This window comes from Altererythrobacter sp. Z27 (assembly GCF_052683155.1).
Genome location: NZ_JBQYMC010000001.1, coordinates 1578989 through 1602893 on the forward strand (window position 1 = coordinate 1578989; position 23905 = coordinate 1602893).

Sequence of the window (23905 nt, forward strand, 5' to 3'; positions counted from 1 at the left end):
TCAATGCCCGATCGCGGCGTTGCTCGTGGGAAAAATCCGCTGCAGGTCAGGACTTAGGGTCTTTTCTCCCGCGCTTCTGCGGGCGCAAAAAGGTCGGCAAAAAAATCTTCCTCGTACCAGCGCGGCTCGACCTCGGCGGTGGCGATAGCAGGAGCAATAGATGCATTGACATCCGCGAATTTTGCGGCTGCCTTCCAGTCGATTGGCAGCCCAAAATCATCCGTGGGCTTGTGATAGTGCTGGCCGATGAACTCCATCATCGACCTTCCACCATCATTTCCAAGGCCGGGAAACAGATAGACGCTCGGAACTCCCTGCCTGATGAACATATATTGGTCCGACCGGATGAAGAGCCCCTCTTGCGGCATCGGATCGGGGGACAAAGTGATTCCGGATTTGATCGCTGCAGCTGCAACAAGCCCGCCAAGCGTCGAACGCTCCGCACCGAATGCGATGACATCGGAGAGATCGGTCATGGCGAGCCTTATAAATACCAGGCTATCGGCCCATTCCTTTGGCGGCAGGTCGGTGGAAGCGACAGGCTCGGGGCAACTGTACGAGATGGGAAGGCCGTACGTTTCTCCAATGATCTCCTGGCCGGCTTCATGGTCTTTGAGCGCGCGCCTGGATCCGAGTCTGCCACGTGGTTGTTGCCGGCGCTTTTAGCAGCCATTGCGGTGCTAAGCCTGACCGTGCTGGCGTGGCCCAGTCGCGGCAATCGCAAGGCCCACTACAAAGCATCCTATCCCTACGCGGGACGATTGAAGCTCGGTCATTTTCTAACGCGTTGTTTCAGTCTCGCCGCTCTCGCCGCAATTGCCGGATGGGGTTACGTCACCATGCTGCCAATGAGCGGCCTTAGTGGGCATGGCGGGTTCGAAACGCTTTCGCAAATGGATGGCCTGTTGCTGCTGTTCCAGTTCTTGTCGATCACAGGCTTTGTCGGGGGGGCGCTGGTTGCGCTGTTTAATCTCTACACGACGTGCACAGGAGCAACGATGTTCTTGGCAAAGATATGGAGCATCGCGCTTGTCTTTGCATTCCTAGTCCTCGCTTGGGTCGGCTGGCTGTCAAAGCTGTATGCTTTCACAACCAACTTCTAGCGAGACTTGTGGTGCAGATCGGTAAGTCGTCTTCCCCCATTTATGACCCGATCCCTGGCCTCACCGCGTAGGCGACCGCACGCGCTATCAACGTAGCGGAGGTGGCCACCTGGACACCTCTGCGCGGCCAACGCACCTGCATGGTCGCCTCGACATTTTTCAGAGGGTTCGATCGCCGCTGAAGACTGTGGCGCGACCGAGGTGGATACTGGTTACATAAAGCGCCCGCACGGCAGTTCCCATGTGCCGCTTTGGTTTGTGGCCGGGGGTACTCAACCCAGCCGACCAGTGGCAACCGGGCCCTCGCAGGGGTGGCATGTGGGGCGCGGCGTGCTCCTTGATCTCGCGAATGCCAACGCATGTGATGGGCTGGTTTCGGCTTATCTCAAAACGATTCAAGCGGGCTTGAAGTTTTGATATTTTCACAATAGCTTAACTCGTAGCCTCTGGGTCCCGACGCAGGCTTTGCGCCTGTATGATCGCAAGTTTGTCGCTCGTATGAAGCAGACCCGGACGCACAAAAAGAGATCGACCGAAAAGGTCATCCGCAGGGACGCAGATATGACGCCAGACCGGGCACTCGATTTCATGAATGAGATGTTGTGGTATGCTGCTTTGGCTGCTGGGCCAATCTTGCTGGCGACACTGCTCGTGGGGCTGGCCATTTCTGTTTTCCAGGTGGCAACGCAGATTCAGGAAATCACGCTTTCCTATGTCCCCAAGATCATCACCGCAGGGCTGATACTTGTCTTACTTGGGCCTTGGATGCTTGCGCAAATCATCGGCTACGCGCGCGAACTTTACCTGACGATTCCGTCGCTGGGCCTATAGCGTGAACCGGCCGAGAGTCTGAGAGTAATGGCCGACTATATTCAATTCTGGCTTGCGAGCCTCATGGTCGCGCTCCGACTGGCTCCTGCAATGGCGTTCGCACCGCCTTTCACCTTGTTCCGGATTCCGGCCACGATCAGGGTCTTGATCGCAATCGGATTGTCATTTTGGTTGGTCGCCGCCCGTCCCGAATTGACTGCTGACCGCATTGCCGGACGAAATCTTATTGGATTACTTTTCGGCGAAGTCGCGATCGGCATCGCGATAGCGCTGGGCCTGCAGATCGTGTTTGCCGCGATCGCGTGGGCCGGCCAGGCACTCGACATCCAGGCAGGGTATGGGCTTGCCATGATTGCCGACCCCACCACCAATGCGCAGATTCCGTTGGCGGGTACGATCCTTTCTTATGTCGCAGCAATGGTGTTCTTTACGACTGGGGGCCATTATGACCTGCTGTCCCTGTGGGTCGTATCGGTGGAAACGTTGCCGGTCGGCTACGGTACTTTGCGCCCGGATATAACCGCGATTGGGGCCTTCATGGGCGCAGCCTTTTTCATTGCTGTCGGCCTAGTTGGGGTCTCGATGCTGGCAATCTTCCTTGCAGATATCGTCATCGCTTTCCTAAGCCGGACCTTGCCGCAAATGAACGTGCTCTTGCTTGGGTTTCAGGTCAAGGCGATCGCCATGATCATCACATTGCCCATTTCGATCGGGCTAGCCGGCGCTCTGTTTCTCCGACTGGTGCGATTGGCCGTGTGGGCGCCCTCAAGTTACTGGGGGCATGCGGCATGAGCGACGAAGGCCAGGAGCAGAACAAATCCGAAGAGCCGACCCCACACAAATTAAAGCGGGCGCGCGAAAAGGGCCAAGTCGCCCGAAGCATGGATCTGGGCTTCGTTGGCAGTCTGACAGCGCTGGCAATTGTTGCTACGATTGGCGGGCAAGCATTCTTTGTTCGCCTTGCCGAGATGATGCGCTACAGTTTCACGGCCGGAATAAGCGGGAAAGGTGACCCCCTCGAGGCCCTCGGAGTTGTCGGCGCGACCTACTGGGGGGCGTTCCAGCCACTAATTGTGCTCGGGTTGGCTACAATGGTGGTCATGGTGACACTGGAGGTCATCCAACTCAGAGGTTTCATTTTTACAACTCATCCTCTCAAACCCGATTTCAAACGGCTGAACCCTGCCGCGGGGCTGAAGCGGCTGTTCAGCGTCAGAATGATCAAGGAAACGCTCAAGAATGTCGTCAAGTTCATCGTCTACGGCTTCGCCGCTTGGCTGATTATATCGGCTGCAATCGACACCTGGGGCCTGCGGCTGGTCGATGCGAGCTGGTTGGCGCGGGCAATGGAAGACGGCGGGACACGGCTGCTGTTTGCTTTTATCGTGATCGCTTCATTCTTCATGGTGATCGATCAGATCATCGTTCGCGGTGAATTTCGCAAGCAGATGCGGATGGGCCACAGCGAGCTCAAGCGGGAAACGAGAGAGCGCGAAGGCGAGCCCCGTCAGAAGCAAAAACGCAAGGAAATACATCGCCAAATGCGCGAGCAGGCCGACTCTCTCGGGAAGGTCGCCGGCTCGGACGTCCTCGTCGTGAATCCCGAACACTACGCTGTTGCATTGCGATACGATCCGGAAACCATGGATGCCCCCAAAGTGGTCGCCAAAGGCCGCGATCACTTCGCACAGCTTATGAAGCGCAAGGCATTGTTGCATTCCCTGCCCGTCATTCGCGACGTTGCCTTGGCCAGAAGGCTTCACTCGGATTGCGCGAAGGACGCAGAGGTCATGCCTGAGCACTACCAAGCAGTCGCGCAGCTATATCGCCTGATACAGAAGAACAATTCTCCTTCCGTAACGCAGTCGGTCGAACTTGAAACAGATTCCTTAGAGTAAAACGATTTTGGGACGCAAATACTAATGATGGAAAAATTCATCAAGAATAACAAAGATTTGACGCTAGTCCTTGGGACCGTATTGATCCTGACGATCCTGTTTTCGCCAATCCCGCCGGCGATCCTGGATCTGTCTATCATCATGAACTTCGGCCTGGCGTTCACGATCCTGCTATTAACGTTTTACGTTGCCAAGCCAGTCGAGTTCTCGACGTTTCCATCCATCTTGCTGATTGCCACATTATTCAGGTTATCTCTAAACGTCGCTTCGACCCGCCTCATCCTGACCGATGCCGACGCAGGCGATGTGATCGATTCAATTGGTGGCTATGCTGTCCAAGGTAACATCGTAATCGGCCTTGTGGTCTTTGCGATTCTTGTGGTCGTACAATACCTCGTCGTCACCAGCGGCGCCCAGCGCGTTTCCGAGGTTGCCGCCCGCTTCACGCTCGATTCCATGCCCGGTCAACAAATGAGCATTGACGCCGACTTAAACCTTGGCCTGATCGACCAGAAGGAGGCGCAGGCAAGGCGCAAGGAGCTGGAAAGCGAAGCCGCCTTTTACGGGTCTATGGATGGTGCCAGTAAATTCGTCAAAGGCGATGCGATTGCTTCCATCATCATATTGCTGATCAATCTCATCGCGGGGTTGATTGTCGGTGTCCTGCAAATGGGGATGACTTGGGGCGATGCGATGCATCGCTTTACGCTTTTGACTGTGGGTGACGGGATCGCCACCCAGTTTCCGGCACTCATTATATCGGTTGCAACAGGCATCATCGTCACGCGCTCGTCTGCCGACCGCGAACTAAGCACCGAGATATTCAAACAACTCGGCAGTGTGCGGCGCGTTCCCTTGATCGTTGCGGGCATCTTGTTTGCGATAATGCTGCTGCCAGGCATGCCAAAATGGCCGATTGCGCTGGTTGTTACACTCGCCGCCTTTGGTTGGCTTCGTAGCCGCAATGCGGGTCGCCAGGAATCTGCCCTTACCACAGATGGTGAACATGGTGCGGAGGATGAGGAGCAAGGCGACCTACGTGCGATCGAGATCCGTCTTGGTTCCGAGCTCATGGCTGCCTGGCACGACCGGCAAGCGATCCTCCTAGATCGAGTTGCAGCCCAACGAAAAACGATCGAGGCCAGTTTCGGATTCGCCTACCCAAAGGTGGTCATTGTGGAGCAAAGCGCGTTAGGGGGGCACGACTACCAGATTGCAATCCACGGCAGTGCCTATGGAGCGGGCCAACTGTTCCCCGACCGAATGCTCGCACTGCGCCAGAATGAAGACAGCAAGCCAATAGAGGGCATTCGGGGGCGCGATCCTGCGTTCGGTCTTGACGGCGTCTGGATTGAACCACGTCTTGCGCAAGAAGGCCGCGATGCAGGCTATAGTGTCATTGACCCGGAAACTGTTCTTACAACGCACCTCAATGAAGTGATCAAGGCAGAGATTTCGGTGCTTCTGACACGCGCAGCCACCATTGAACTGCTCGATGAAGTCAGGCGGCGCCAGCCTGGCCTGGTCGAGGAGCTCGTCCCGAATGTCATGACTCCGTCCGACATTCAGCGAGTGCTGCAGAATCTTCTGCAGGAACGTGTTTCAATTGCCAATATTGACCTGATCCTCGAAACGCTGGTCGATATCGGCAGGCATGATCGCGATCCTCGCAGCCTTGGAGAAAAGGTTCGTCAGAGCCTTGCCGTATCAATTTGTTCCGCGCTGCGCGGACATCACCGTGAACTCGCGGTTCTCAGCCTTGAGCCAAGGCTTGAAAACCGGATCATTACGCAGTCAGGAGACGGCGCAACTGAGAATCTTATCGCAGTCGAGCCGCGCCTGGTCGAACAATTGCTCAAGGCTTTGGCGCCGCTGGTCGACAATATGCTGCGTCAGGGCCGTACGCCTGTCCTTCTTTGTGCGGGTTCGGTTCGCAGAACCATGATGCGACTGACGCAAAGGACGATGCCCCAGCTGTCTGTAATCTCAGTTGAGGAGGTCCCAATGCGTATCTCTTTGGTCAGCTTTGCGATAGTCAAACTTGAAGACAACCCTGTGCCGGAATTGGCGGGCTGAAGGAGCAATGCGCGTGACGAATAGTGAGGCAGAGCAGCGACTGGCCACTCTCGCTGGCTACTTGGCGGAAGACCCGGAAAATGTGCCGCTGCTTATGGATTGTGCAAGCGCTTCGCTTGATGCTGGCGATTGTGACCTGGCCACCGAACTCTACCTTAGGATTGATGCGCTTGCGCCTTTGTCCGGCGTACTGGCCAACGCAGCCGGCATTGCCGCGATGCGCAGCGGCAAACAGGAGACTGCGCAAGGCTGGTTCGGCCGAGCCCTGGAAGAGGCGCCCGACGATGTGAACGTAAGGTTCAATCTGGCTTGGAGCATAGCGCTTGCCGGCGATTTCACGGGCGCTCGCGAATGGCTTGACCGCAATGTCGTGTTGCAATTGCCACAAGCGGCGATGCTGGATCTTCAGCTGGTTCATGAACTCGGCATGTTCGATGAGGCTGCACCATTGCTCACACAATATCTCGAAGCGCATCCGGATTACGCTCCATTGAATGCCGTGGCGTCAGTGCTCGCAATTGACCTAGATCGAGCCGACCTTGCCCGCACGGCGGCCCAAAATGGAGGCGATCATCCCGATGCGCTGACTACTCTTGGGACGCTTGATCTGGGTGATCGCAGCCTTGATGAGGCTCGCCTCAAGTTCGAAAAGGCGCTCATTCTGCGTCCCCATAATCCCCGCGCCGAGATCGGTCTTGGCCTCGTTGAGCTGGCCGGCGGAAATAAAAAAGCTGCGGTCTTGCGGCTCGACAAGGGTGCTGAACAATTCGAGGATCATCTCGGATCATGGATCGCTGCAGGATGGGCCCACTTTCTCGATGGCGATTTGGACACAGCGCAAGCGCGTTTTGCTACGGCGCTTGAACACGATAACACGTTCGGCGAAGCTCATGGTTCGATGGCCGTCGTCGAACTATTAAAGGGCAATATCAAAGAGGCTGAACGGCGAATGGAAGTAGCCAAACGGCTAGACCGAAAGGCGTTCTCAACGGCGTTGGCCAGCATGCTTTGGGAACAGTCGCAAGGCAATCCTGACAAGGCCGATCAAATCTTCCGCACTGCAGTTCAGCAGCGTGTTGGAGTTGGCGGAACAACTCTGCTGGATGAGCTGATCAAGGCAATGTCAGGGACATCAACGCTGCAGGAAATTTAGGGGCCGTTTCACAGGTCTTTTCTGACTTGCCGGAACAGGGCAGCGGTTTGGGGATCGGCCTGCATGATCGCGGCAGTACGATCCACTATTTCCAGAAAATTCGCGGAACTGCCTAACCTCTCACCAAGTTCCTCTTCCAGCAGATACCGAACCATCCCCCTGGCAAACTCTTCATCATTGAGGCCGTCGATTGCATTGAGGGCTGACAGCCGCTCTGCTGGCGTCATCCTAGCCTTGGCGGTTCGCGCCGCATTTCCCGGTGACGAGACCTTCGAACTCTTTACCATTCGCTGCAAATGGTTGCGAATGACCGCGAGGACCTGGTCTGAATTGGTTATGCGTGTCATGGCCTGAGGTCCTCAACCATCTCCAGCATCAATTCAAGGTACGGTTAGAATTGAACTGGCCGAGCATTAGTGATGTCGCTGACAGCTGATCGTCACCATCCTGATGGTTGACACGTGATTTGGATTCCAGCTGGGAAATCTGCTTTATCAGTAGCCGGATGTCATTATTGAGCGGTTCGTTTTCGTGATTCAGTGAAATACCGTGCTCGAAAGTCCTGATTGCCGCAGAAAATTCATCACGGATCAAATGCGTCATGCCTTCAACGAATACGCGCAGATAGTCATCTGCAGGCCCAGTCAGCAGTGGCCCCCACGTCGATAGCGCGCGATCAGCCTCGCCACTTGTCAGTTCGAAGAAGCCCAACTGGTAGCGAGCAATTCGAAATCCCGGGGCGAGCTCAATGGCCCGCACCATCGCCGCATGGGCTTCGATCGGACGTGCTTGTCCGGCAAGCACTGAGCCCCGCATGAAGTGCAGACGAGGATCGCTCGGATAGCGGGACAACGCCCTGTCAAGCACTGTTAGATCATCATGCTCCCGGTCTTCCAGAAATGCGACGAGCTCGCTGATTTCCTCGTCCTTCGCCAATTGGTCCGCCATAAACAATTCCTGCCTCATCTGAACTTTTGTAAGGCTCGCCGCAACCTTTGCAGCGCCTGTGCGTGTATCTGTGAGACTCTGCCCTTGCTCAGTCCAAGCAGCCCAGCAATCTCTTTGAACTTAATATCCTGCCGGTAGTGATAATCGAGAACAAGTCGTTCGCGATCAGGCAACTGTGCAATCCTGGAGCCCAACTCCCCCAGCATCTGGCGCCAAGCCAGCTCGTCATAAGCGGAGGGTTCACGGTCGGGCAGCTGATCGATCCTGTCCTTTGGGTCAGCTTCAAGGATAAGTCCGATCGCGATCCCGACAGCCAGCTCACGCAGCTGCGCAATGGCATCATCTGGTGAAGACTCTGAGGTTGACCTTATCGACCGGATCCGGTCCCGCTCAACTCGTGCCCGATAGCCTGCAATCGCCGCAGCCTCGCTGGTTCGCTGCCATTCGTTGCGAACCGCTCCCCGTAGCCGTTGACGCACATAGGCCTTGAACGGAACACCCCGTGCCGGGTCGTACCGTTCGATGGACGCAAGCAAGGCCTCGTGGGCAACTTGCTCGGCGTCAGAGGATTCAAGACCCGTGAGATTGAGTTTCCGCCATTCCATGCGAGCAATTGTTCGCGCGAAGGGGGAATAGCGATCAAACAGCCTGATTTTGGTTTCGGGACAAGGATTCTGCCTGAAATTCCTCCATTCGGCGGCTTCGACGAGTTCGGTGCGCACGAGGAGCTTGATTCCGAGGCCGGAGGCTGGCTGCATCATCCAAAACTGCCCAGAAGACCTTCCAGGATTAGACTCCACCCATCGATCAATACGAACATCAGTATCTTGATAGGGAGAGAAATGGTCTGCGGCGGCACCATCATCATGCCCAACGCCAGCAAGATTGATGCAACCACAAGGTCGATAAGCAGGAATGGCAATAAGACGACAAACCCTATCGTAAACGAAACGCGAAGCTCATTCATCATGAATGCCGGGACGAGCTTCAGTAATTCGACATCGCCAGGTCGCGCAGGAAGCTCTGCCCGCGCAATTGAGTATACCACTTCGAGATCGCGTTCGCGCGTGTGCTGAAGCATGAACGCCTTCAACGGTTCGGAAGCGCCATCCATCGCTTGCTCCGCGCCGATGGTGCCTGTGAGGAAGGGAGACAAGCCTCGCTCATTCACTGCATCAAGCGTGGGTTCCATGAGGAACAGAGTCATGAACAGCGCCAGACTGGTCAGGACGATATTGGGCGGAGTTTGCGGCATACCGAAAGCGTGCCGCACCATTGCGAGCACAATGACGATGCGCAGGAAGCTTGTGCAACAGACAATGAAGGCTGGAACGAACGCCAATAGCGTCAGAACTATTGCGGTTCTTGTAATCTCGGTCGAAGCCGTCATGTCGGCAGCTAACACCGGAGCTGCCGCATTCAGACCGGCGGCATGAACTGGCACTGCGACCATGATTGCCGCCAGCACGCCTGCAATGCCCAAGGCTTTCCGGTTGGTCATACTCCGGCGCCCTGACTATCAGTGAAACGGTCAATTTCGGTGACGTTCGACGCTGTCAGATGAAGCAGGTAGGTCCGGGTTCCCAGCCGCACAAGTACAAGTTGGCTACCCGGAGAAATCGGAAGACGCTGGAGCAGCCGAAGACGATCGACGCCGAGCGGATCTTCGATATTGATGGCGCCCGTCCAGCGCTTGAACCGCTCGGGCAGCATAGACATGCCGTGCCGCGCTCTCAGCAACCATATCGACGAAGCCGCTACCGTGAGGCAAAATCCAAGCGCGAGCACAATTCGCAGCCATGGTATGTCGGGGGTTGAACCCTGCGCGAGGGAGGTGCCTTGCACGCCCGCAGCAATCAGAACAGCCAGCATGAGTTCCCGCCTCTAGGCTTCTGGTTCATTTGACCCAATTTCTGTAACGCGAACTGCGAAACGGTCATTGACCGTCACGATTTCACCGCGTGCTATAGTCTGTCCGTTGAGCCGGATATCGACCGGATCGGCCGGTGTCCGATCAAGAGTTATGATGTCACCCGCGGTGACCTGGCCAAGACGGCCAATAGAGATTATGCCGGTGCCAAGGATCACTTCACAGACCACCTCGACATGATCAACAAGCTGCGCCCAGTTTGTGGACGGCACGTCCGCTTCTTTGGCTTCGGTTTGATTTTTCTTGTTCATTTCAGTTCCGCAACCTCAAGGATAATCTGTCCATCTTGTTCTCCAGGGCACCCCAGAATCGAACTTTCCCGACTGGAAATCGAGAGTGTGATCGGCTGACTGCTGAGTTGGTCAAGCGTCACGACGTCACCGATTTCAAATTGCCTTATCTCTGCAACGCGCAAACGCGCTTTCCCAAGTATTGCCGAAATATCAATTTCTTGTCGCTGACAGGCCTGGAGCGGGCTGTGCAGTGGACCTCTAGGGTGCAATTGGGGAAAGCCGGCGCGAACCACCGGCACCAGACTGCTCGACGAGCATGTCAGGGCGATCATGGGTTGGCCCAGGGTTCCGATTAAGAGGCTGATCCAGGTGGTATCCTCATTGGCACCAGCTACTGGGGGGCGCTGAAAGGCAGAAAGCCGATCTTCCAGATCGTCAAGGATCTTCAAGCTGAATCGCCTGAGCAGGCGAAGATCTGCTTCGGTGTAATGCCGTTGGGGCGCGGCACCCAGCACATCTAATGCCAACCGCAATACAGCATCATTATCTGCCTGTATGGCAATCCCGTGCGCTGGGGATCGAAGTGTTGCCCACGAAGCCGCAAGCGATTCCGGATACCTCTCCCATTTGCCCATCACGGACCATGGGTTGCTTTGAAACCAGTCCGCAGCCCAAGCATGCACTAACTGTTCAAACGATTGCACCGCCGCGCGCGTTTCAAGACAGCTGGGCGGCAACCACTCCATGCCGGTTTCAGCCATTACTGTCCTCGGATTCCGAACAATTGCTGGATCATATCGTTGCTGACCGAAATGATCTGGCTGCTGGCCTGGAAGCCGCGCTGGATCAGAATAAGATCACCGAATTGTCCGCCGAGATCTACGTTCGATGCTTCCAGTCGACGGGACAGAATGGATCCCGCCCTGGGATCGCTTGCAGCCAGAAACTGACGCTGTCCAAAACCCGAATAGGCAAAAAGCGCATTGCTGCGCTGTTCAAGCGATTGCGGGTCGCGAAAATCAGCAATTGCAACCGCTCCAAGTTCCAGCTTTTCTCCGTTGGTGTAGTTGATTTCCAGGCGACCGTTTTCGTTAACGATCAGAGAGGCAAGCGATCCTGTGGCATGACCATCGTTCTCGCGTACACGCAAGGATGATACGGTACCCGACGAAAACGATGTAACGTTGCTAGAAAAATCGAAAGTTATTCGCAGGCCATTGCTGGTATCATCGAAGATCAGTTCCCCCGCGCCGGTCACGACCTGACCGCCCTGAAATCTGAGCGTCTGCACGCCGATTGTCCTTCCGGCGGCGTCCTTTACAGTGACAGCCCAGACGTTCGGCTCAGTCGCGGACCGAGTAAATGCGGCCGACCAAGTAAATTCTTCGCCATTCGCCCCATAAACTTTGATGTCGGGTATTGTGAAGCTGGTGGCAGTCGATGACAGATTGTCGGCGAACGTGATCCGTGTCGTAGGTTCGGGAGCATCGGTCCGGAAGCCATCAACATTTAGCGCGACTGGGCGACCGTCGGAATCAAGTACTGCAAGGCGGTAGTCCGTGCCTTGCAAGACAACGAAACCTTCGTCATTGACCACAAAACTGCCCGTTCGTGTATATATTTGCCTATCTCCGTCAATGAGTACGAAGAAGCCATTGCCATCAATAGACAAATCAAGATCTCTACTGGTTTGACGAAATTCTCCCTGGCCAAAGTTTATGGTCAAATCCTTCATAGTCACACCATGGCCGATACTTGAAGAATTATTTCCGTAGGCAAGCCCGTTAATATTTTTCGGGCTAAATAGATTACTAAAAGTTACATTGTTAGACTTGAAACCAAGTGTGTTTAGATTGCTGACATTGTTACTTACCGCCTGAAGGCCTTTGGAATAGGCTCCCAGGCCCGACAAGCCGACGTATATCGCTCCAAACATCACTGGATCTCCCTAATTTGACTTACGTTTCCAAGTGGCAATCCTGGAATGGTCCTGCCATCGACTGTCTCAATCGTAAGCGCGGGCGCTCCATCAGCGAAAGAAACTGCCGTAACTTTCCCGGTAAGCGTTGCCGCACCGGCTGCGACATCAACTGTGCGCCCAATCAGGCTGACAGCTTGACCGGTTGTCTGCGCCCGCACGAGCGCTTCAATGTTATCGCTCATCGTTTGGGTTTGCTGAATCTGCGAAAACTGGGCCAGCTGAGAGACAAACTGAAAATTGTCCATCGGCTCAAGTGGATCCTGATAGGTCAACTGCGTAAGGACGATCTGCAATAGGCTCTGGAAGCTCAGGCCAAACTGGTCGGTCGCGTTGCTTTCAGCCTGTACGCCGGTCGAATTGGCTGCCGGAGCGATACGCTCAATACGCACGGGAGGGACTTCCTGCATGTCAGCCCTCCCTTCCCTGACCCACAATAGCTACAGGCTTGTCAGGTAGGCCATAGGCGCCAAGCATGTTCTTTATTGCGTTTTGGAGCGCATATTTCTCACGGTGATCAAGCGTGACCCCGCGGACAAATATTCTATATTCGTCAGTTGCTTCCAACATGCTTGCCAATACTTGAGCCCGAGAAATCTGTTGGGCCGTTGATTGACGAAATCGTCCTTCTGTGCGCGGATTATTACTTTCGATGCCATCTTGAACGCTCAACTTTTCAGCAGCGTCGCAGCTTTCAGACGCGCCTTGCGCACCTGCTTTATTGTCTAGCGCCGGTTCGCTGGTGTGGGTGGCGTGCAGTATCGGGGCACTGGCTCTGGTTCTGACTGGCGGTGCAAACGGAATCTCCAGGCGATTTGGCGCACCGCCGAATGAAAGATATGGCTGAAATTCAACAGAATAGGTTCCGCCAATTTGCTGTCCGTGCCCCGGCGATCTGTGCAACGGATTACCTTGCCCCTTGCTTTGATGTAGATGCCCCAAATGTTCTTGCAACACCTCGACTGAAGTCGGCCCCACTACAGGACGCGCATCGAACGCGACCGCACGACCAGAGGTGGCCATGGCAATATTGAAGCGTCCGCCACTGGCATCAAGCTCCATTCCACCCTCTAGACCTTCGGCCGCTACGCTTCGGAAATGTCGGGCCACTGGTGGACCCTGTGAAGCGTCAGACAATATCTGCCTGAATTCTTTACCTGCGTCGGTCTGGCGCGAGTTCGCGACACCTTTGTTGGTCGGCCGATCAGAATAATTTGTAATTCTACCGGAAGAGACGCTCGGCGTGTTCATGCGCAATTTCTTTCACCTAACGCGTTGCGGAGGGATCTCACATCACGCAGTTTGGCCTCATCTTTTTTCGCCTCAAACTTGAGGATAGCCTTTCGCGCCCTGTCGCCAAGTTCCTGACTTCGAACGATCTCGCCCTTCAACCTGTCCTTTGCCTCAGCATATAGATCGGCAGCCACGGTCATTTGCGCCGACGCTTGGCCTGTGCAATCCGCTGCTAGCTTCAATTGCGCGGCAACCACGCTCCAGCGGTCAAGGCACATGGCCGGAACGCCGCACAGTGTCATGAGCGCCTCGTGGATTTCGTCTTCCGAGTTCATGGCGTGACGATGCGCTTCTTCGGACAAAATGAGGGCGGAACGCGCATGCTCGGTACTGACGCGTTCACGTCGTTCACGCAGCAACTGCAATCGTGCCAGCGAAGCAAGGCGGTCTGGCAGGTTCATAGAGTTTCACCCAATTCCGCGAGACGCCCGAGCTGCCGATCGACTGACGCAAGATCCGGCTTGAATGGACTATGCTGACGCAGAAAATCAGCGATTTCAGATTGTAGCCGTACCGCACGGTCAATTTCGGGATTGGAGCCGGACTGATAGATTCCACTTTCGATCATATCGCGCGATTCCTGGTAGACGGCGAAATTGCGCCGAACGGACTGTGCCGCCTTGAGTGCTTGGGGCTCAAGCACTCTGTCGCTGGTCCGGCTGACTGACGCCGCGATGTCAATTGCGGGAAAGTGACCTTTCTCAGCCAGCCTTCGTGAAAGCACAATGTGACCATCGAGGATCGATTTCATCGTCTCGACGATCGGATCGTCGACATCATCGGTCTCACTCAGGATCGTGAAGACCGCGGTTATGGCCCCGCTACCCTTGATGGCGCCACACCGTTCGATTACTGCGGGCAGGGCAGCGAACACATTGGGCGTATATGAACGGACTGATGGCACTTCGCCGGCGGCAAGGCCGATCTCGCGCATCGCTATCGCGAGCCGGGTAACGGAATCAACAAATAGCACGACGTGCTCCCCGCGACTGCGCCACTCTTCGCATAGGGCCAACGCCTGGTAGATGGCACGTACGCGAACGCTCGGGCTGTCGTCTGACGTCGCTGCCACCAAGGCCACATGACCGGCACGGGCACCCTTTTCATGGGCTGACCACAACTGCTCTACTTCCCGGCCGCGCTCACCGATCAAGCACAAGACGACCCGGTCACATGCCACGCTGTGAGACAGTTGTTCCACCAGGGTGGTTTTGCCAACACCTGCCGCAGCGAAGATTCCGATGCGCTGACCGATTGCGATCGGCAGTAATCCATCAATTGCTGAGAATCCGGTCGCCAGACGGTCGGCAATTATGGTCCTGTTCAGTACTCCGGTGCGGGCATCGGTTCGGTGCGGGGCAGCTGCTATTGCTTTCCCTCCATCGATTGGCCGACCAAACGCGTCAACTGCGCGACCAGCGAACCCCGCGCCGCTACGAAATGCCGAATGCTCCGGTGATTTACGAACCTGTGTGCCTGGCCGAACGAGTTCTACCGGCCCCAGCGGGAGCAGTCGGATTCCGACTTCATCGACTGCCACAACCTCTGCCAGCAAGGCATCATCGCCCGCGCCCAACTGACAGAATTCGCCGACCGACGAGATGGGTCCATTCGCTCGTATCCAGCCCTGACCGACAGCAACAACTTCGCCGCAATACTGCGCAAAGCTGGCCGACCTGATGGCTTGTGCAAGTGCGTTCTGATCGGTCATCCGGCAGTTTCCGGGGAGTTTGCATGCTTCATCAGAAAATCTTGCGCGGCCTTCGCCTGAACCGGGATGGATGCATCAACATGCCCGAGTTCAAGATCAAAAAGACATGAACCTGAAGGCAAAGTTTGGTCGACTTCTACCGCCATTCTACCTAACCGATCGCACAGGCTGGAAAGATTGGAATCCTCCGAGAAATCAGCTCCGCTCACCTGCACCCGCAAGACCTTGGAAGACTTGAGCATCTCGGCCCATTTACACGCCGTCTGCAAAACCAGCTCTGACTGCCTGCCGGAATCGCCGAGAATCGTGGACAGTGTGGCAAGCGCCAGTTCGATCGCCAGATCCCGCTCACCATCGAGACGTTGATCAATAGATACCAACGCGTCCTCGATCGCTTGGGACAACAGGGTCGCGCGCTCCTTCTCCTGTGAAACTGCGTCGCGCAGCCCCTTTTCATATCCCTCTGCATTTGCCTCGGCTCGCGCCGAGCTAGTCTCCGCCTTTGCGGCCTCAAGTTCGTCGGACAACTGGCTCACCCTGCTTCGCAAGGCCTCCAACTCATCCGCCTGATCGGGCAAAACTTGTGCCGCCAAGTTCTGCGTCGACGGCGATGTCGGGCGCGTATCTTCGGCATAGTCCCCGATCGATCGGCGAAAGGCGAATGGGCGTCCGATACGTTGGACCGATGATGTTTGCTTGATAAGGCTCATCGCGGGCTCGATTCCGCCGGGAGCAGCAGTTGCTGAAGACTCGTCAAAAGTAGTCGCCAGCCCATTGGTTCCGGCACCTGGAGCAGCTCGACACCCGCCCGATGCTCGGCGACGAGGGTGTTTTTTGCCAAGCGCGTCAAGTCAATGTTGTCATTCTTATCGCTGTTCTCAATTAAATCCCCAAGCCAGGCTGAATATGCAAGGTATTGCCGATCCAGCGCACGTAGCCGCTTTGCCTCATCGGCGCGTTCAAGTTTCTCAGATGCGACCGCCGCTTCGAACGCTGTCCGTTCATCATCATCGAGGAGTTCAAGAATCGCCTTCTTGTCGTTGCGCCCCAAGCCTTCGAAACGCCGGTAGAGGGCGGCATACTCGGTGCAGTTACTAGTCACGATTAGCGCTCCGCCCATTAGCCGCTGCGTCTTTGAGCAAATCTGCAAAACGGACGATCTCTTCGTCATTGAGCCGTTTGCGCGGCCATGCGGCAAGACCGACCAGTGCAAGAAGCACGAGCCCGATCCACAACCACTTCGACCAAAGCAGAGTGGCCGCGCCATCGCCCCATTCGGTAGCAGCACCCAACTTCGGCGCCATGGACGGTTGCTCGACAGGCGTCGCGCCAGGCAAAGCGCCTGGGTTAGCATTGATCGAACGGGACAATGCGCCTGTAGAGAAGATCAGCACGTCGCCGCGCGACTCGACGATCTGCAGGCTATCCGCCAGTGCATTCTGAATGAGGGTCCTTTCCTCCTCATCCAAAGCAATTGGCGTTCTAACTAGAATCCGAAAAGCAAACCCATCGCGAAGAACCTCTGGCTGTCTCGAAACGATAGGCCCGGTTGCACCTTTAGCGCTCGCTTGACCGCCTCCCCCTAGGGCCAGCGGACGCAGCGCAAACTCGATATCAAAGGATGTCTTTGGCAAGTATTGTTCGATTACCGTGCGCCCTTTGGCAGCAAAATAGCTCTCAAGCGCTGCCAGCTCAGACATTGCGCCCAACCCGCCCGCATCCCCCATTGCGGTAATTCCACTGACCAAATTCCCATCGCTGCTAAGAACGGCAACATCTGCGACAGTCAGGCCCGGAACCGAAGATGCAACGAGCTGCTGAATTCCCTGAATTTTCTTGTCCGTCAGCGCTTTTCCTACGGTAGTCTCCAAAGAAACCGCCGCCGTTGGCGATTCTTGTCCTGCGCGAAAAATGGACCGCTCCGGTATGGCCAAATGCACTCGCGCAAACTCAATGCCGTCCATCATCATGATCGAGCGCGCGAGTTCGCCCTGCATGGCCCGCTGAAAATTGATCTTTTGGGCGAACTCTGTGAGGCCCATATCGCTGTCGTTGAACAGCTCAAAGCCGACAGTCCCTCCCATCGCCAAGTTCGAACCTGCGACTGATACCCGAGCCTGTGCGATCTGGTCTTCAGGCACAAGAATGTCATGCCCTTCATTCTCAAGCCGGTAAGGGATGCCCACCGCATCCAACTCAGCTACGATCGCCGATGCATCGGTTTCGCGAATATTCTCATAGACCGTTGCATAACTGGTCCGCAGAAACGCGAACCACAAGATCGACAGCACGCAAATAATGGCCAGAAGTATCGCTATGAAAAGGCGCGTTGAGGGGGATCGCATGGACATAACACAATAGACCGATCAAAGTTGTAGGTTCATAAGTTCCCGATAGCCTTCCAGCAGCCTCTGGCGCACTTGCATTGCCATTTCGACAGCAAGTCGAGCTTCCTCGAGCGCAATGGTCACATGATGAATTGGCGTGCTTCCATCGAGCGCAAATTGGGTGACCATCTGATCCGCATGAGCGACTTTGGCATTCATTCGCGCCAGACCATGGGCGATCAGGTCGGCGAAATTTCCTGAAGCCGCGCTCGTGCCTGCAGCACCTCCTGATTGTGCAGCCGGATCAAGCAGGTGCACTGAATAGATTGAGTCCAAAATACGGGCGGCCGGATCGGCACCTACTGCGCCAAGGGCGACGATCTCGCTCATGCCTGACGTCCTAGCTGCAAGGCAGCAGAATACATCTGCGTTGCTGCGGTCAGCGCGACGAGGTTGGCTTCATAGGAGCGCTGTGTTTTGATCATCAGCGCCATTTCTTCCGCCTGGCTGATCGCCGGCAGCGTCACGAAGCCAGCTTCGTCTGCATGGGGATGTCCGGGATCATAGACTTGCCGTGATGCCGCGTTGGTCGCCGCAATGTCGTAAACCATCACGCCCTTGCGCGGTATCCCATCATAGGCGGAGAGGGTTTGGCGCAACGCTTCTGGAAACCCATCGACCGGCCCACTTACGAGTCGACGGGTGACATACGGTCCGCCATCGGCAGTGCGCGTTGTATTCATATTGGCAATGTTTGCAGCGATAACTTCAAGCCTACGCCACTCGACATCAAGGCCAGAGCGACTGATTTCCATTGCTTCCATGATTATTGCCCCCCTCGAACCACAAGGTGCGCAAGGCTCATTTGTCGCCCAAGAATATCGGACAGGGCCGCGAACCTCATGGCGGTTGCTGACGCGCCTTGCATTTCCAGGTCGAGCCTGATTTCGCCGCCTGACTGGGCGGAACCAAGGGTCGTCATCCGGGGCACAAAAGTGCGGACCGCATCGGGCCCTTGTAAAAACGCAGCCTGTAGCGCGGCTTCGAAATCTACAACCTTGCGGGCATAGGCTACCGAACCGGAGTTGGCGATGTTTTGCGCAATTGCGGACTGTCGCTGAACAAGCGCGTCCATGACCTTGATGGTGACAATCTGGGAAAGCTCGGACATAATCCCTCGTGGGCAAGATTATTGAACAACAATTTCGGCGTGAAGTCCCCCGGCGGCGCGGATCGCCTGCAGGATTGATATGACCCGTCGCGTACCCACTCCGGTGGCATTTAGCCCCTGAACTAGCGCTGCCACCGTCGTGTTGGGGAAGGTGGCGACAACATCATCAGTCCCCTCATCGACGGTAAGTTGAGAGTTGGTAATTACCAGGCTGGAGATATCGTTCGAGAAGCCAGCAATGAAGCTCGGCTGGCTGGCGAAACTTTCGGATTGCACTGTCACTTTGATGTCGCCTTGGCTGACCACCACGCTCGACAGCCGTACTTCGGCACCTGCCACGATGGTTCCAGTGCGTTCGTTGATCACTATCCGGGCGACAGTGTCTGGGGTGACCGGCAGGTTTTCCAACCGCGCCAGAAACGAAGGCAGAAGAGATGGGGAGCCACCAAAGGCAATTACCACCTCATCGGCATTCTTCACATAAGCAACCGGGCGAGATTGCGAGGCGTTGATTGCCATGGCAATACGTTCAGCCGTGGTGAAGCTCGGTTCTTTGAGCAAGAACGAAACTTCGCCGGAAGGCTTCAGCAGCTGCGCATCGACCGGAAACTCGATCGTCGCCCCACCTGCAAGAACGGCGGTGGTCGGAAAATTCCGTTGCTGCCGCTGTAGATTGACCTCGAAATCATACCCGCCCACTGTGAGCGCTCCCTGGGCCAGGGCATAAGGCTGCTGGTTTGCTCCAAGCAAAGGCGTCATCAGCAATGTGCCGCCAGCGAGCGACCGGGCGTCCCCTACCGAGGAGACCACCGCATCGACCCTGTCGCCGGGATTTGCTGAAGGCGGGAGTATCGCGGTGACGATGACAACGGCAACGTTCCGGCTGTTGATCTGGTCTTCGGTCACAGTTGTGCCAAGCCGGGCAAGCACATTGCGCAACGCAATCTTTGTAACCTCATTGCGCCGGGTGTCGCCAGTCCCGGCAAGGCCGGTGACCAATCCGTAACCGATCAATGCATTGTCACGCCACCCATCGAAACGGCCAAGGCCCTTGAGAGGAACGTCCTGAGCGTAGGCCGCTGGCGCGAACAGGCATACGAACGCAATCAGATTGACAGTCAAAGAGCGTCGCATCATCCGATCCCCAGGAAACTGAAAATACGGTTGATCAACCCTGGCTCGGCGCTCTTTGAGACGAAGCCTTTGCCATCGTACTGTATCTCAGCCCCCGCCAGTCGGTTCGACAGCACCATGTTTTCAGGCGAGATGTCGACGTGGCGGACGCGGCCGCGCAGCCGGATATTGCGTCGTTCGCCGTTTACCAGCAGGAATTGCTCGCCTTCGACCATGAGTTCGCCATTGGGAAAGACCTGCGTCACGACTGCGGTTATGCTGGCGGCGAAGCGGTCCGACCGTTCGGTCTCGCCCCCTCCGCGATAGGAGCTGTCGAAACCGAAGTTTAGGGATTCGTCGACTCCGCCAACCCGTGCGCCGCCACCAAACGTTGTCCCTTTGCTCGAGCGGGTTCCAATCCGATTGGTGGCGCTAGCTGCCTCGTTGATGACGATCGTCAACAGATCGCCCACCTGACGCGCCTTGATATCGGCGGCGACCCCAGCCCACGAATTGCCTGAGTAGAGTTGCTCAGCCGAGGCAGAAGTGGCGTTAAAGAAAAGCACCCCCCCTAACACGAGCATCGATTGTGCCTTCATTGGGAAGCTCCTGTTTGCTCGAGTGAAAGTCGTGTTGTGATAACTTCGCCATCGTCGGTCTTCACGAAAACGCGCCCGCCCCGTACTCCGGGTTGAAGCATGGTCACCTTGCGCTCGACGATGACCGGGCCAGCGGCATAACGGAGCGTGATGGCTTTTCCTTCGGGTACGACCTCGCCTTGATTCAAGCGCAAGGCGCCAAGGTTGGCCCCGGCAGGAATAAACTCACGCGCAAAAGTCGAACTGGAGGCTGCATCGTACCCTAATGCTGCTGCGACCTTGCCGGAAGGGCACTCTACCGCAGCAGCATTGGAAATTGTGATTGGCTCACCAGCCGGAAGATCGATTAGTGCGGCGTAACAATTCCCGCGGTGAACCGTCCGGAGTGCGGGGCGAGACAAGCGGACTCGCCCGTTGAAACGCAGCACGAATTGAAGTGCAGGGAAACGATTTCGCAGCATCCGCCGCACCGTGCCCTCATCTAGCTCAAGCGACGTTCGCTGTTGCGAGAGCATTCCAAGAACTTCCGATTCATATCCTGGCGCTTGGGCAACATCTCCAACGCGAATGTAGCGATCTGGCAGCACGATCTCGTCGGAGGTCGCTGCGGGAAGCCCTGCCGTCAGAAGAAACAACGCAAGCATGGCTTCCCTTTCCCGCCCGATCTAACGCTGAAGGTTGTTGGCGACAGCGGACAGCTGGTCCGCGGCCTGAATGACCTGCGCACTCGCGGCATAAGCGCGCTGCAGGACGAGCATCTCCACCATCGAAGATGCCATATCCACGTTGGACCCTTCGATCATTTTCTGTGCGATCTTGCCGCTGCCGTCTTCGCCCGGGACGGCTTCAATGATGCGGGCATTCTCAACTGTCTTGAACAGGCCATCTCCTGCACGAACCAGGTCCGCGTCGGTTTCCGTGCGGACCAGCATGATCTGCCCGAGTTCCACCGCATTTCCAGCTTCTGCCCGTCCGATCACGACCCCATCTGGATCAATTCTCAGCTCCGTAATGTCATCAGGCACGGCGATGAGCGAGCGCAGGGGAAGCCCGCCTTCAACCGAAAGGTAACCGTCCCGATTGATGCCAAGGCGTCCACCGCGCCAAAGATAGCTTTCACCCCTCGGCGCCATCAGTTCGATGAACCCGCGACCATCGATCGCAATGTCCATCTCAGAGGCTGTTGGGCGCAGCTCACCGGTTTCAGAATACATCGAGCGCGACACCATCCTGACCCCGCCCGCCGGGCTCGAGACTTCCAAAGCCTGCCGCTCGGTCTCGGTATTTGGCTGCGGCCTGACCGCCATAACCTCGGCAAACCGCACGTCCTCTCGCTTGAAACCGGCGGTGTTGACGTTGGCAACGTTGTTGGCGATGGTTTCAAGCGCTCGCTGCTGTGCTCGCAGCGCAACCGCGCCCACTTCATAGGCCCCGTTCATCAGCTGCTCCTGCTGAAAGTTGAAACCGCCTGGCTGATCAGTCGGTCGTAGGCACGCACCAGCTGTGCGCCGCTTTCAACCTGCCGCTGAGAGCGCATGAGTTCGACCATCTCGTCCGAAAGGGTCACGTTGGACGACTCCAGCATGCCCTGCCTGAGTTCGCTGCCAATGGCTTCAGGCAGCGCCGCTGCCCGATCAATCGGGAACTGTTCACCAGGCGCCTCAGGGCCACTTGCATAGATCCCGATCGCTCCGATCGGTGCGCCATCTTCAAGGACCGTGCCGTCGGCCAGAAAATCGATCGCACCGGCACCAACCACGAGATCCCCCCCGCCCGCTTGCTGCAGAACCCGGCCAAGCGGGTCGGTGACCGTGCCTTGCGGCCCCAGTGCGAACTGCCCGCCGCGCACGAGAGAGTAACGGTCGCCGCTGCGAAGGAGCAGGAAACCCGTGCCATCAATTGCAAGATCCAGCGCATTGCCGGTTTCAACGAGGGCTGATTGCGTCATCTGGCGCAAGGATGTGACTTGCGGGAGCGGCTGTGCCTGCCGAACCGGAACGCCGGATCCCCCGAGCAACTGCGTAAACGCAACTTCGCGCTTATAGCCCGGCGTATTCACGTTCGTGATATTCCGCGCACACGTCTCCACTCGCCGCTCACCACCAATCAAGGTGGCGGCAGCCGTTTCCAGCAAGCCCATAGATTTGCGACCCTTTGAAATTCTCCGAATCAATGGTTATCCAATAGCTTCGGCTTGTCAACCTGAGTTTTAGATACCACTTTTAGACGTTACGGAATCCGACCAAAAGGCGCGCTGAAGGGCGTGTTGAGAGACGATCGCCAGGGCAGTTTCACCCAAGCTTGGGCGACTTTTCGAGTCGCATCGAATGTATTGCTTGGTAAGATTCTGAAGCTTGCAACCTAGCCGCGCGAAGTCGAAACCCGCCGGAATAATCGCGGTTGAGTACAGTAGCATCGACTCTGGAGTCGAACCCTTCCAGGTCGTCAAGCGCTCCATGCCAACAAGGGCTTCCGGGCATTACCGCGCCGGTCGGGAATTGATCGGACTCTGGCCCGGCCTGATCGGGCCAGCCGCTTCGCTGATGGCTTCCAAATTACCATCGTCTCGGCATCTTCGCGGCCGTTCATCGCAGCCATCCGTCACTATGCGGACACATGGCAACCCTATGCAATCATGACGAATAGTTTTGAATCAGGCTCTTTTGCGCAATGGCCATGCGCGTTGTCTTAGCCCGCCCGCGATTTGACTGGCCGAACCCGTCAATCAATCGAAACATAGTTGGCAGGCACGATCCGAGTTTCACGCACATCGCCGGTTTCAGCCGTTTGGCCATCCTCAGGCCAGGCGTGAAGATATCGGCCTGACCAGCCGATCCTTTTCAGAATACAAGCGAAAATCCAATCGACTACCCGGTCATTGTGATCTCCCTCGCCGTGAATGAGATCCGGCATATCTTTTAGCTTCTTTAGGCCTGCATACAACTCAGAATGCTGATCCAGCATTTCGGAACATGCCCTATCCGACCACTGGCCGGTAAGAACTTCAAAGTGAAATTCCGTCAGCTTAATAAGTATATCGGGATATCTCTTATTGTTTTTCGCACGAGATAGAGAATTATTTAGTTCATCCCTCGCAAATGATGAAATTCCCATGCAGGTAAGAATCAGTTTACTGTCGAACCACGGCTGATACCCTTGATCGCCGTGTCTAGAAACTCCATCTGGAATCGGAGCTACTGTAAAATCCCCACCGCAAAGATAGGCGGCAGCTGCCGGAAATGTTTCATCACGAGAATTACCTTCCCAGAATTCTTCCCAAAATCCATCTCTTGAGGCGAACTCGCTCGCGTCGCTAACCATCCGATTGTACGCCTCAACGCAGTCGGAAAAGTTTCGGCGCGCGTTAGACATATCGCCCCTGCGCCAATCGAGCAGGCCGAGCTGGAATAGATTTTTCTGCGCCGACGATAGATTGAAGAGTTGATGTTCATCCCCCTGCGCCTTGTGTTTCGCGTAGGCGGCCAGGGCAGTGTTTGTCCGATTGCTCAGACTAGAAACCAGAATTTCGAAATCACTCATG

At 56.2% G+C, this 23905-nt stretch carries 31 protein-coding genes; 6 read left to right on the forward strand and 25 right to left on the reverse strand.

Annotation, left to right across the window (positions count from 1 at the left end):
* Nucleotides 1–53: 53 nt before the first annotated feature.
* Complete coding sequence (locus ACUJ47_RS07725; RefSeq protein WP_445537830.1) at nucleotides 54–476, reverse strand: M28 family peptidase; 423 nt, start codon at nucleotides 474–476, stop codon at nucleotides 54–56.
* A gap of 171 nt (nucleotides 477–647) precedes the next feature.
* Here ACUJ47_RS07725 and ACUJ47_RS07730 point away from each other — a divergent pair, with 171 nt between their 5' ends.
* The 6 genes from ACUJ47_RS07730 to ACUJ47_RS07755 all read left to right on the forward strand — a co-directional run bounded on the left by ACUJ47_RS07730 (nucleotide 648) and on the right by ACUJ47_RS07755 (nucleotide 7061).
* Nucleotides 648–1103: a hypothetical protein gene (locus tag ACUJ47_RS07730; RefSeq protein ID WP_445537831.1), complete on the forward strand. Its 456-nt coding sequence runs from the start codon at nucleotides 648–650 to the stop codon at nucleotides 1101–1103.
* A gap of 498 nt (nucleotides 1104–1601) precedes the next feature.
* Entirely contained in the window at nucleotides 1602–1934 is a 333-nt protein-coding gene (fliQ, locus tag ACUJ47_RS07735) for a flagellar biosynthesis protein FliQ (protein ID WP_445537832.1), read from the forward strand.
* 27 nt (nucleotides 1935–1961) lie between these two features.
* Nucleotides 1962–2726 (forward strand): flagellar biosynthetic protein FliR, encoded by a 765-nt coding sequence (locus tag ACUJ47_RS07740; protein WP_445537833.1) that lies wholly within the window; start codon nucleotides 1962–1964, stop codon nucleotides 2724–2726.
* Entirely contained in the window at nucleotides 2723–3832 is a 1110-nt protein-coding gene (locus tag ACUJ47_RS07745; RefSeq protein WP_445537834.1) for an EscU/YscU/HrcU family type III secretion system export apparatus switch protein, read from the forward strand. Before ACUJ47_RS07740 ends, ACUJ47_RS07745 begins: the two co-directional genes overlap by 4 nt.
* A 24-nt stretch (nucleotides 3833–3856) precedes the next feature.
* On the forward strand, nucleotides 3857–5908 hold the full coding sequence (locus tag ACUJ47_RS07750; protein ID WP_445537835.1) for a flagellar biosynthesis protein FlhA: 2052 nt from the start codon (nucleotides 3857–3859) through the stop codon (nucleotides 5906–5908).
* Between the two features lie 7 nt (nucleotides 5909–5915).
* Nucleotides 5916–7061 carry a tetratricopeptide repeat protein gene (locus ACUJ47_RS07755; protein ID WP_445537836.1) on the forward strand — a complete coding sequence of 382 codons (1146 nt, stop codon included), beginning with the start codon at nucleotides 5916–5918 and terminating at the stop codon, nucleotides 7059–7061.
* Between the two features lie 8 nt (nucleotides 7062–7069).
* Here ACUJ47_RS07755 and ACUJ47_RS07760 read toward each other — a convergent pair whose 3' ends face one another.
* The 24 genes from ACUJ47_RS07760 to ACUJ47_RS07875 form a co-directional block, all read right to left on the reverse strand.
* Nucleotides 7070–7408: a hypothetical protein gene (locus ACUJ47_RS07760; RefSeq protein WP_445537837.1), complete on the reverse strand. Its 339-nt coding sequence runs from the start codon at nucleotides 7406–7408 to the stop codon at nucleotides 7070–7072.
* 28 nt (nucleotides 7409–7436) lie between these two features.
* Nucleotides 7437–8009: a tetratricopeptide repeat protein gene (locus ACUJ47_RS07765; protein ID WP_445537838.1), complete on the reverse strand. Its 573-nt coding sequence runs from the start codon at nucleotides 8007–8009 to the stop codon at nucleotides 7437–7439.
* Between the two features lie 14 nt (nucleotides 8010–8023).
* Nucleotides 8024–8770, reverse strand: a complete 747-nt coding sequence (locus tag ACUJ47_RS07770; RefSeq protein ID WP_445537839.1) for a sigma-70 family RNA polymerase sigma factor — start codon at nucleotides 8768–8770, stop codon at nucleotides 8024–8026.
* Complete coding sequence (gene fliP / locus ACUJ47_RS07775; protein WP_445537840.1) at nucleotides 8767–9510, reverse strand: flagellar type III secretion system pore protein FliP; 744 nt, start codon at nucleotides 9508–9510, stop codon at nucleotides 8767–8769. Before fliP ends, ACUJ47_RS07770 begins: the two co-directional genes overlap by 4 nt.
* A complete protein-coding gene (locus ACUJ47_RS07780) occupies nucleotides 9507–9881 on the reverse strand; it encodes a flagellar biosynthetic protein FliO (protein ID WP_445537841.1) in 375 nt (124 codons plus the stop codon). The genes fliP and ACUJ47_RS07780 overlap by 4 nt, the downstream gene beginning before the upstream one ends.
* 12 nt (nucleotides 9882–9893) lie before the next feature.
* Nucleotides 9894–10190, reverse strand: a complete 297-nt coding sequence (locus ACUJ47_RS07785) for a FliM/FliN family flagellar motor switch protein (RefSeq protein WP_445537842.1) — start codon at nucleotides 10188–10190, stop codon at nucleotides 9894–9896.
* Entirely contained in the window at nucleotides 10187–10933 is a 747-nt protein-coding gene (locus ACUJ47_RS07790; RefSeq protein WP_445537843.1) for a FliM/FliN family flagellar motor C-terminal domain-containing protein, read from the reverse strand. Before ACUJ47_RS07790 ends, ACUJ47_RS07785 begins: the two co-directional genes overlap by 4 nt.
* Nucleotides 10933–12108 (reverse strand): flagellar hook-basal body complex protein, encoded by a 1176-nt coding sequence (locus tag ACUJ47_RS07795; RefSeq protein WP_445537844.1) that lies wholly within the window; start codon nucleotides 12106–12108, stop codon nucleotides 10933–10935. The genes ACUJ47_RS07790 and ACUJ47_RS07795 overlap by 1 nt, the downstream gene beginning before the upstream one ends.
* Nucleotides 12108–12560 (reverse strand): flagellar hook assembly protein FlgD, encoded by a 453-nt coding sequence (locus ACUJ47_RS07800; RefSeq protein ID WP_445537845.1) that lies wholly within the window; start codon nucleotides 12558–12560, stop codon nucleotides 12108–12110. Before ACUJ47_RS07800 ends, ACUJ47_RS07795 begins: the two co-directional genes overlap by 1 nt.
* 1 nt (nucleotide 12561) lies before the next feature.
* The gene (locus ACUJ47_RS07805; protein ID WP_445537846.1) at nucleotides 12562–13401 is read right to left on the reverse strand and encodes a hypothetical protein; all 840 of its coding nucleotides are present in this window, start codon (nucleotides 13399–13401) and stop codon (nucleotides 12562–12564) included.
* Nucleotides 13398–13844, reverse strand: coding sequence for a hypothetical protein (locus tag ACUJ47_RS07810; RefSeq protein ID WP_445537847.1), 447 nt, complete (start codon nucleotides 13842–13844; stop codon nucleotides 13398–13400). The genes ACUJ47_RS07805 and ACUJ47_RS07810 overlap by 4 nt, the downstream gene beginning before the upstream one ends.
* Nucleotides 13841–15154 (reverse strand): FliI/YscN family ATPase, encoded by a 1314-nt coding sequence (locus ACUJ47_RS07815; protein WP_445537848.1) that lies wholly within the window; start codon nucleotides 15152–15154, stop codon nucleotides 13841–13843. Before ACUJ47_RS07815 ends, ACUJ47_RS07810 begins: the two co-directional genes overlap by 4 nt.
* Complete coding sequence (locus ACUJ47_RS07820) at nucleotides 15151–15864, reverse strand: FliH/SctL family protein (RefSeq protein ID WP_445537849.1); 714 nt, start codon at nucleotides 15862–15864, stop codon at nucleotides 15151–15153. Before ACUJ47_RS07820 ends, ACUJ47_RS07815 begins: the two co-directional genes overlap by 4 nt.
* Nucleotides 15861–16256 (reverse strand): hypothetical protein, encoded by a 396-nt coding sequence (locus ACUJ47_RS07825; RefSeq protein WP_445537850.1) that lies wholly within the window; start codon nucleotides 16254–16256, stop codon nucleotides 15861–15863. The genes ACUJ47_RS07820 and ACUJ47_RS07825 overlap by 4 nt, the downstream gene beginning before the upstream one ends.
* On the reverse strand, nucleotides 16249–17505 hold the full coding sequence (fliF, locus tag ACUJ47_RS07830; protein WP_445537851.1) for a flagellar basal-body MS-ring/collar protein FliF: 1257 nt from the start codon (nucleotides 17503–17505) through the stop codon (nucleotides 16249–16251). Before fliF ends, ACUJ47_RS07825 begins: the two co-directional genes overlap by 8 nt.
* A gap of 15 nt (nucleotides 17506–17520) precedes the next feature.
* Nucleotides 17521–17871, reverse strand: coding sequence for a flagellar hook-basal body complex protein FliE (locus ACUJ47_RS07835; RefSeq protein WP_445537852.1), 351 nt, complete (start codon nucleotides 17869–17871; stop codon nucleotides 17521–17523).
* Nucleotides 17868–18305 carry a flagellar basal body rod protein FlgC gene (gene flgC / locus ACUJ47_RS07840; protein ID WP_445537853.1) on the reverse strand — a complete coding sequence of 146 codons (438 nt, stop codon included), beginning with the start codon at nucleotides 18303–18305 and terminating at the stop codon, nucleotides 17868–17870. The genes ACUJ47_RS07835 and flgC overlap by 4 nt, the downstream gene beginning before the upstream one ends.
* A gap of 2 nt (nucleotides 18306–18307) precedes the next feature.
* Entirely contained in the window at nucleotides 18308–18652 is a 345-nt protein-coding gene (locus ACUJ47_RS07845) for a flagellar basal body rod protein FlgB (RefSeq protein WP_445537854.1), read from the reverse strand.
* Between the two features lie 18 nt (nucleotides 18653–18670).
* Complete coding sequence (gene flgI / locus ACUJ47_RS07850) at nucleotides 18671–19774, reverse strand: flagellar basal body P-ring protein FlgI (protein WP_445537855.1); 1104 nt, start codon at nucleotides 19772–19774, stop codon at nucleotides 18671–18673.
* An 11-nt stretch (nucleotides 19775–19785) separates the two neighbouring features.
* Nucleotides 19786–20364, reverse strand: coding sequence for a flagellar basal body L-ring protein FlgH (locus tag ACUJ47_RS07855; protein WP_445537856.1), 579 nt, complete (start codon nucleotides 20362–20364; stop codon nucleotides 19786–19788).
* Nucleotides 20361–21008, reverse strand: coding sequence for a hypothetical protein (locus tag ACUJ47_RS07860; RefSeq protein ID WP_445537857.1), 648 nt, complete (start codon nucleotides 21006–21008; stop codon nucleotides 20361–20363). Before ACUJ47_RS07860 ends, ACUJ47_RS07855 begins: the two co-directional genes overlap by 4 nt.
* A gap of 21 nt (nucleotides 21009–21029) precedes the next feature.
* Entirely contained in the window at nucleotides 21030–21803 is a 774-nt protein-coding gene (locus ACUJ47_RS07865) for a flagellar hook-basal body protein (RefSeq protein ID WP_445537858.1), read from the reverse strand.
* Nucleotides 21803–22504, reverse strand: a complete 702-nt coding sequence (locus ACUJ47_RS07870; RefSeq protein WP_445537859.1) for a flagellar hook-basal body complex protein — start codon at nucleotides 22502–22504, stop codon at nucleotides 21803–21805. The genes ACUJ47_RS07865 and ACUJ47_RS07870 overlap by 1 nt, the downstream gene beginning before the upstream one ends.
* Before the next feature lie 581 nt (nucleotides 22505–23085).
* Entirely contained in the window at nucleotides 23086–23904 is an 819-nt protein-coding gene (locus tag ACUJ47_RS07875; protein ID WP_445537860.1) for a hypothetical protein, read from the reverse strand.
* Nucleotide 23905 lies beyond the last annotated feature (1 nt).

What these genes read in the sequence shown, in the direction of transcription:
- ACUJ47_RS07725 (WP_445537830.1), bottom strand. Translation starts at nt 476, where the DNA reads ATGACCGATCTCTCCGATGTCATCGCATTCGGTGCGGAGCGTTCGACG.
- fliQ (WP_445537832.1), top strand. Translation starts at nt 1,602, where the DNA reads ATGAAGCAGACCCGGACGCACAAAAAGAGATCGACCGAAAAGGTCATC.
- ACUJ47_RS07740 (WP_445537833.1), top strand. Translation starts at nt 1,962, where the DNA reads ATGGCCGACTATATTCAATTCTGGCTTGCGAGCCTCATGGTCGCGCTC.
- ACUJ47_RS07745 (WP_445537834.1), top strand. Translation starts at nt 2,723, where the DNA reads ATGAGCGACGAAGGCCAGGAGCAGAACAAATCCGAAGAGCCGACCCCA.
- ACUJ47_RS07750 (WP_445537835.1), top strand. Translation starts at nt 3,857, where the DNA reads ATGATGGAAAAATTCATCAAGAATAACAAAGATTTGACGCTAGTCCTT.
- ACUJ47_RS07755 (WP_445537836.1), top strand. Translation starts at nt 5,916, where the DNA reads ATGCGCGTGACGAATAGTGAGGCAGAGCAGCGACTGGCCACTCTCGCT.
- ACUJ47_RS07760 (WP_445537837.1), bottom strand. Translation starts at nt 7,408, where the DNA reads ATGACACGCATAACCAATTCAGACCAGGTCCTCGCGGTCATTCGCAAC.
- ACUJ47_RS07765 (WP_445537838.1), bottom strand. Translation starts at nt 8,009, where the DNA reads ATGGCGGACCAATTGGCGAAGGACGAGGAAATCAGCGAGCTCGTCGCA.
- ACUJ47_RS07770 (WP_445537839.1), bottom strand. Translation starts at nt 8,770, where the DNA reads ATGATGCAGCCAGCCTCCGGCCTCGGAATCAAGCTCCTCGTGCGCACC.
- fliP (WP_445537840.1), bottom strand. Translation starts at nt 9,510, where the DNA reads ATGACCAACCGGAAAGCCTTGGGCATTGCAGGCGTGCTGGCGGCAATC.
- ACUJ47_RS07780 (WP_445537841.1), bottom strand. Translation starts at nt 9,881, where the DNA reads ATGCTGGCTGTTCTGATTGCTGCGGGCGTGCAAGGCACCTCCCTCGCG.
- ACUJ47_RS07785 (WP_445537842.1), bottom strand. Translation starts at nt 10,190, where the DNA reads ATGAACAAGAAAAATCAAACCGAAGCCAAAGAAGCGGACGTGCCGTCC.
- ACUJ47_RS07790 (WP_445537843.1), bottom strand. Translation starts at nt 10,933, where the DNA reads ATGGCTGAAACCGGCATGGAGTGGTTGCCGCCCAGCTGTCTTGAAACG.
- ACUJ47_RS07795 (WP_445537844.1), bottom strand. Translation starts at nt 12,108, where the DNA reads ATGTTTGGAGCGATATACGTCGGCTTGTCGGGCCTGGGAGCCTATTCC.
- ACUJ47_RS07800 (WP_445537845.1), bottom strand. Translation starts at nt 12,560, where the DNA reads ATGCAGGAAGTCCCTCCCGTGCGTATTGAGCGTATCGCTCCGGCAGCC.
- ACUJ47_RS07805 (WP_445537846.1), bottom strand. Translation starts at nt 13,401, where the DNA reads ATGAACACGCCGAGCGTCTCTTCCGGTAGAATTACAAATTATTCTGAT.
- ACUJ47_RS07810 (WP_445537847.1), bottom strand. Translation starts at nt 13,844, where the DNA reads ATGAACCTGCCAGACCGCCTTGCTTCGCTGGCACGATTGCAGTTGCTG.
- ACUJ47_RS07815 (WP_445537848.1), bottom strand. Translation starts at nt 15,154, where the DNA reads ATGACCGATCAGAACGCACTTGCACAAGCCATCAGGTCGGCCAGCTTT.
- ACUJ47_RS07820 (WP_445537849.1), bottom strand. Translation starts at nt 15,864, where the DNA reads ATGAGCCTTATCAAGCAAACATCATCGGTCCAACGTATCGGACGCCCA.
- fliF (WP_445537851.1), bottom strand. Translation starts at nt 17,505, where the DNA reads ATGTCCATGCGATCCCCCTCAACGCGCCTTTTCATAGCGATACTTCTG.
- ACUJ47_RS07835 (WP_445537852.1), bottom strand. Translation starts at nt 17,871, where the DNA reads ATGAGCGAGATCGTCGCCCTTGGCGCAGTAGGTGCCGATCCGGCCGCC.
- flgC (WP_445537853.1), bottom strand. Translation starts at nt 18,305, where the DNA reads ATGGAAGCAATGGAAATCAGTCGCTCTGGCCTTGATGTCGAGTGGCGT.
- ACUJ47_RS07845 (WP_445537854.1), bottom strand. Translation starts at nt 18,652, where the DNA reads ATGTCCGAGCTTTCCCAGATTGTCACCATCAAGGTCATGGACGCGCTT.
- ACUJ47_RS07855 (WP_445537856.1), bottom strand. Translation starts at nt 20,364, where the DNA reads ATGAAGGCACAATCGATGCTCGTGTTAGGGGGGGTGCTTTTCTTTAAC.
- ACUJ47_RS07860 (WP_445537857.1), bottom strand. Translation starts at nt 21,008, where the DNA reads ATGCTTGCGTTGTTTCTTCTGACGGCAGGGCTTCCCGCAGCGACCTCC.
- ACUJ47_RS07865 (WP_445537858.1), bottom strand. Translation starts at nt 21,803, where the DNA reads ATGAACGGGGCCTATGAAGTGGGCGCGGTTGCGCTGCGAGCACAGCAG.
- ACUJ47_RS07870 (WP_445537859.1), bottom strand. Translation starts at nt 22,504, where the DNA reads ATGGGCTTGCTGGAAACGGCTGCCGCCACCTTGATTGGTGGTGAGCGG.
- ACUJ47_RS07875 (WP_445537860.1), bottom strand. Translation starts at nt 23,904, where the DNA reads ATGAGTGATTTCGAAATTCTGGTTTCTAGTCTGAGCAATCGGACAAAC.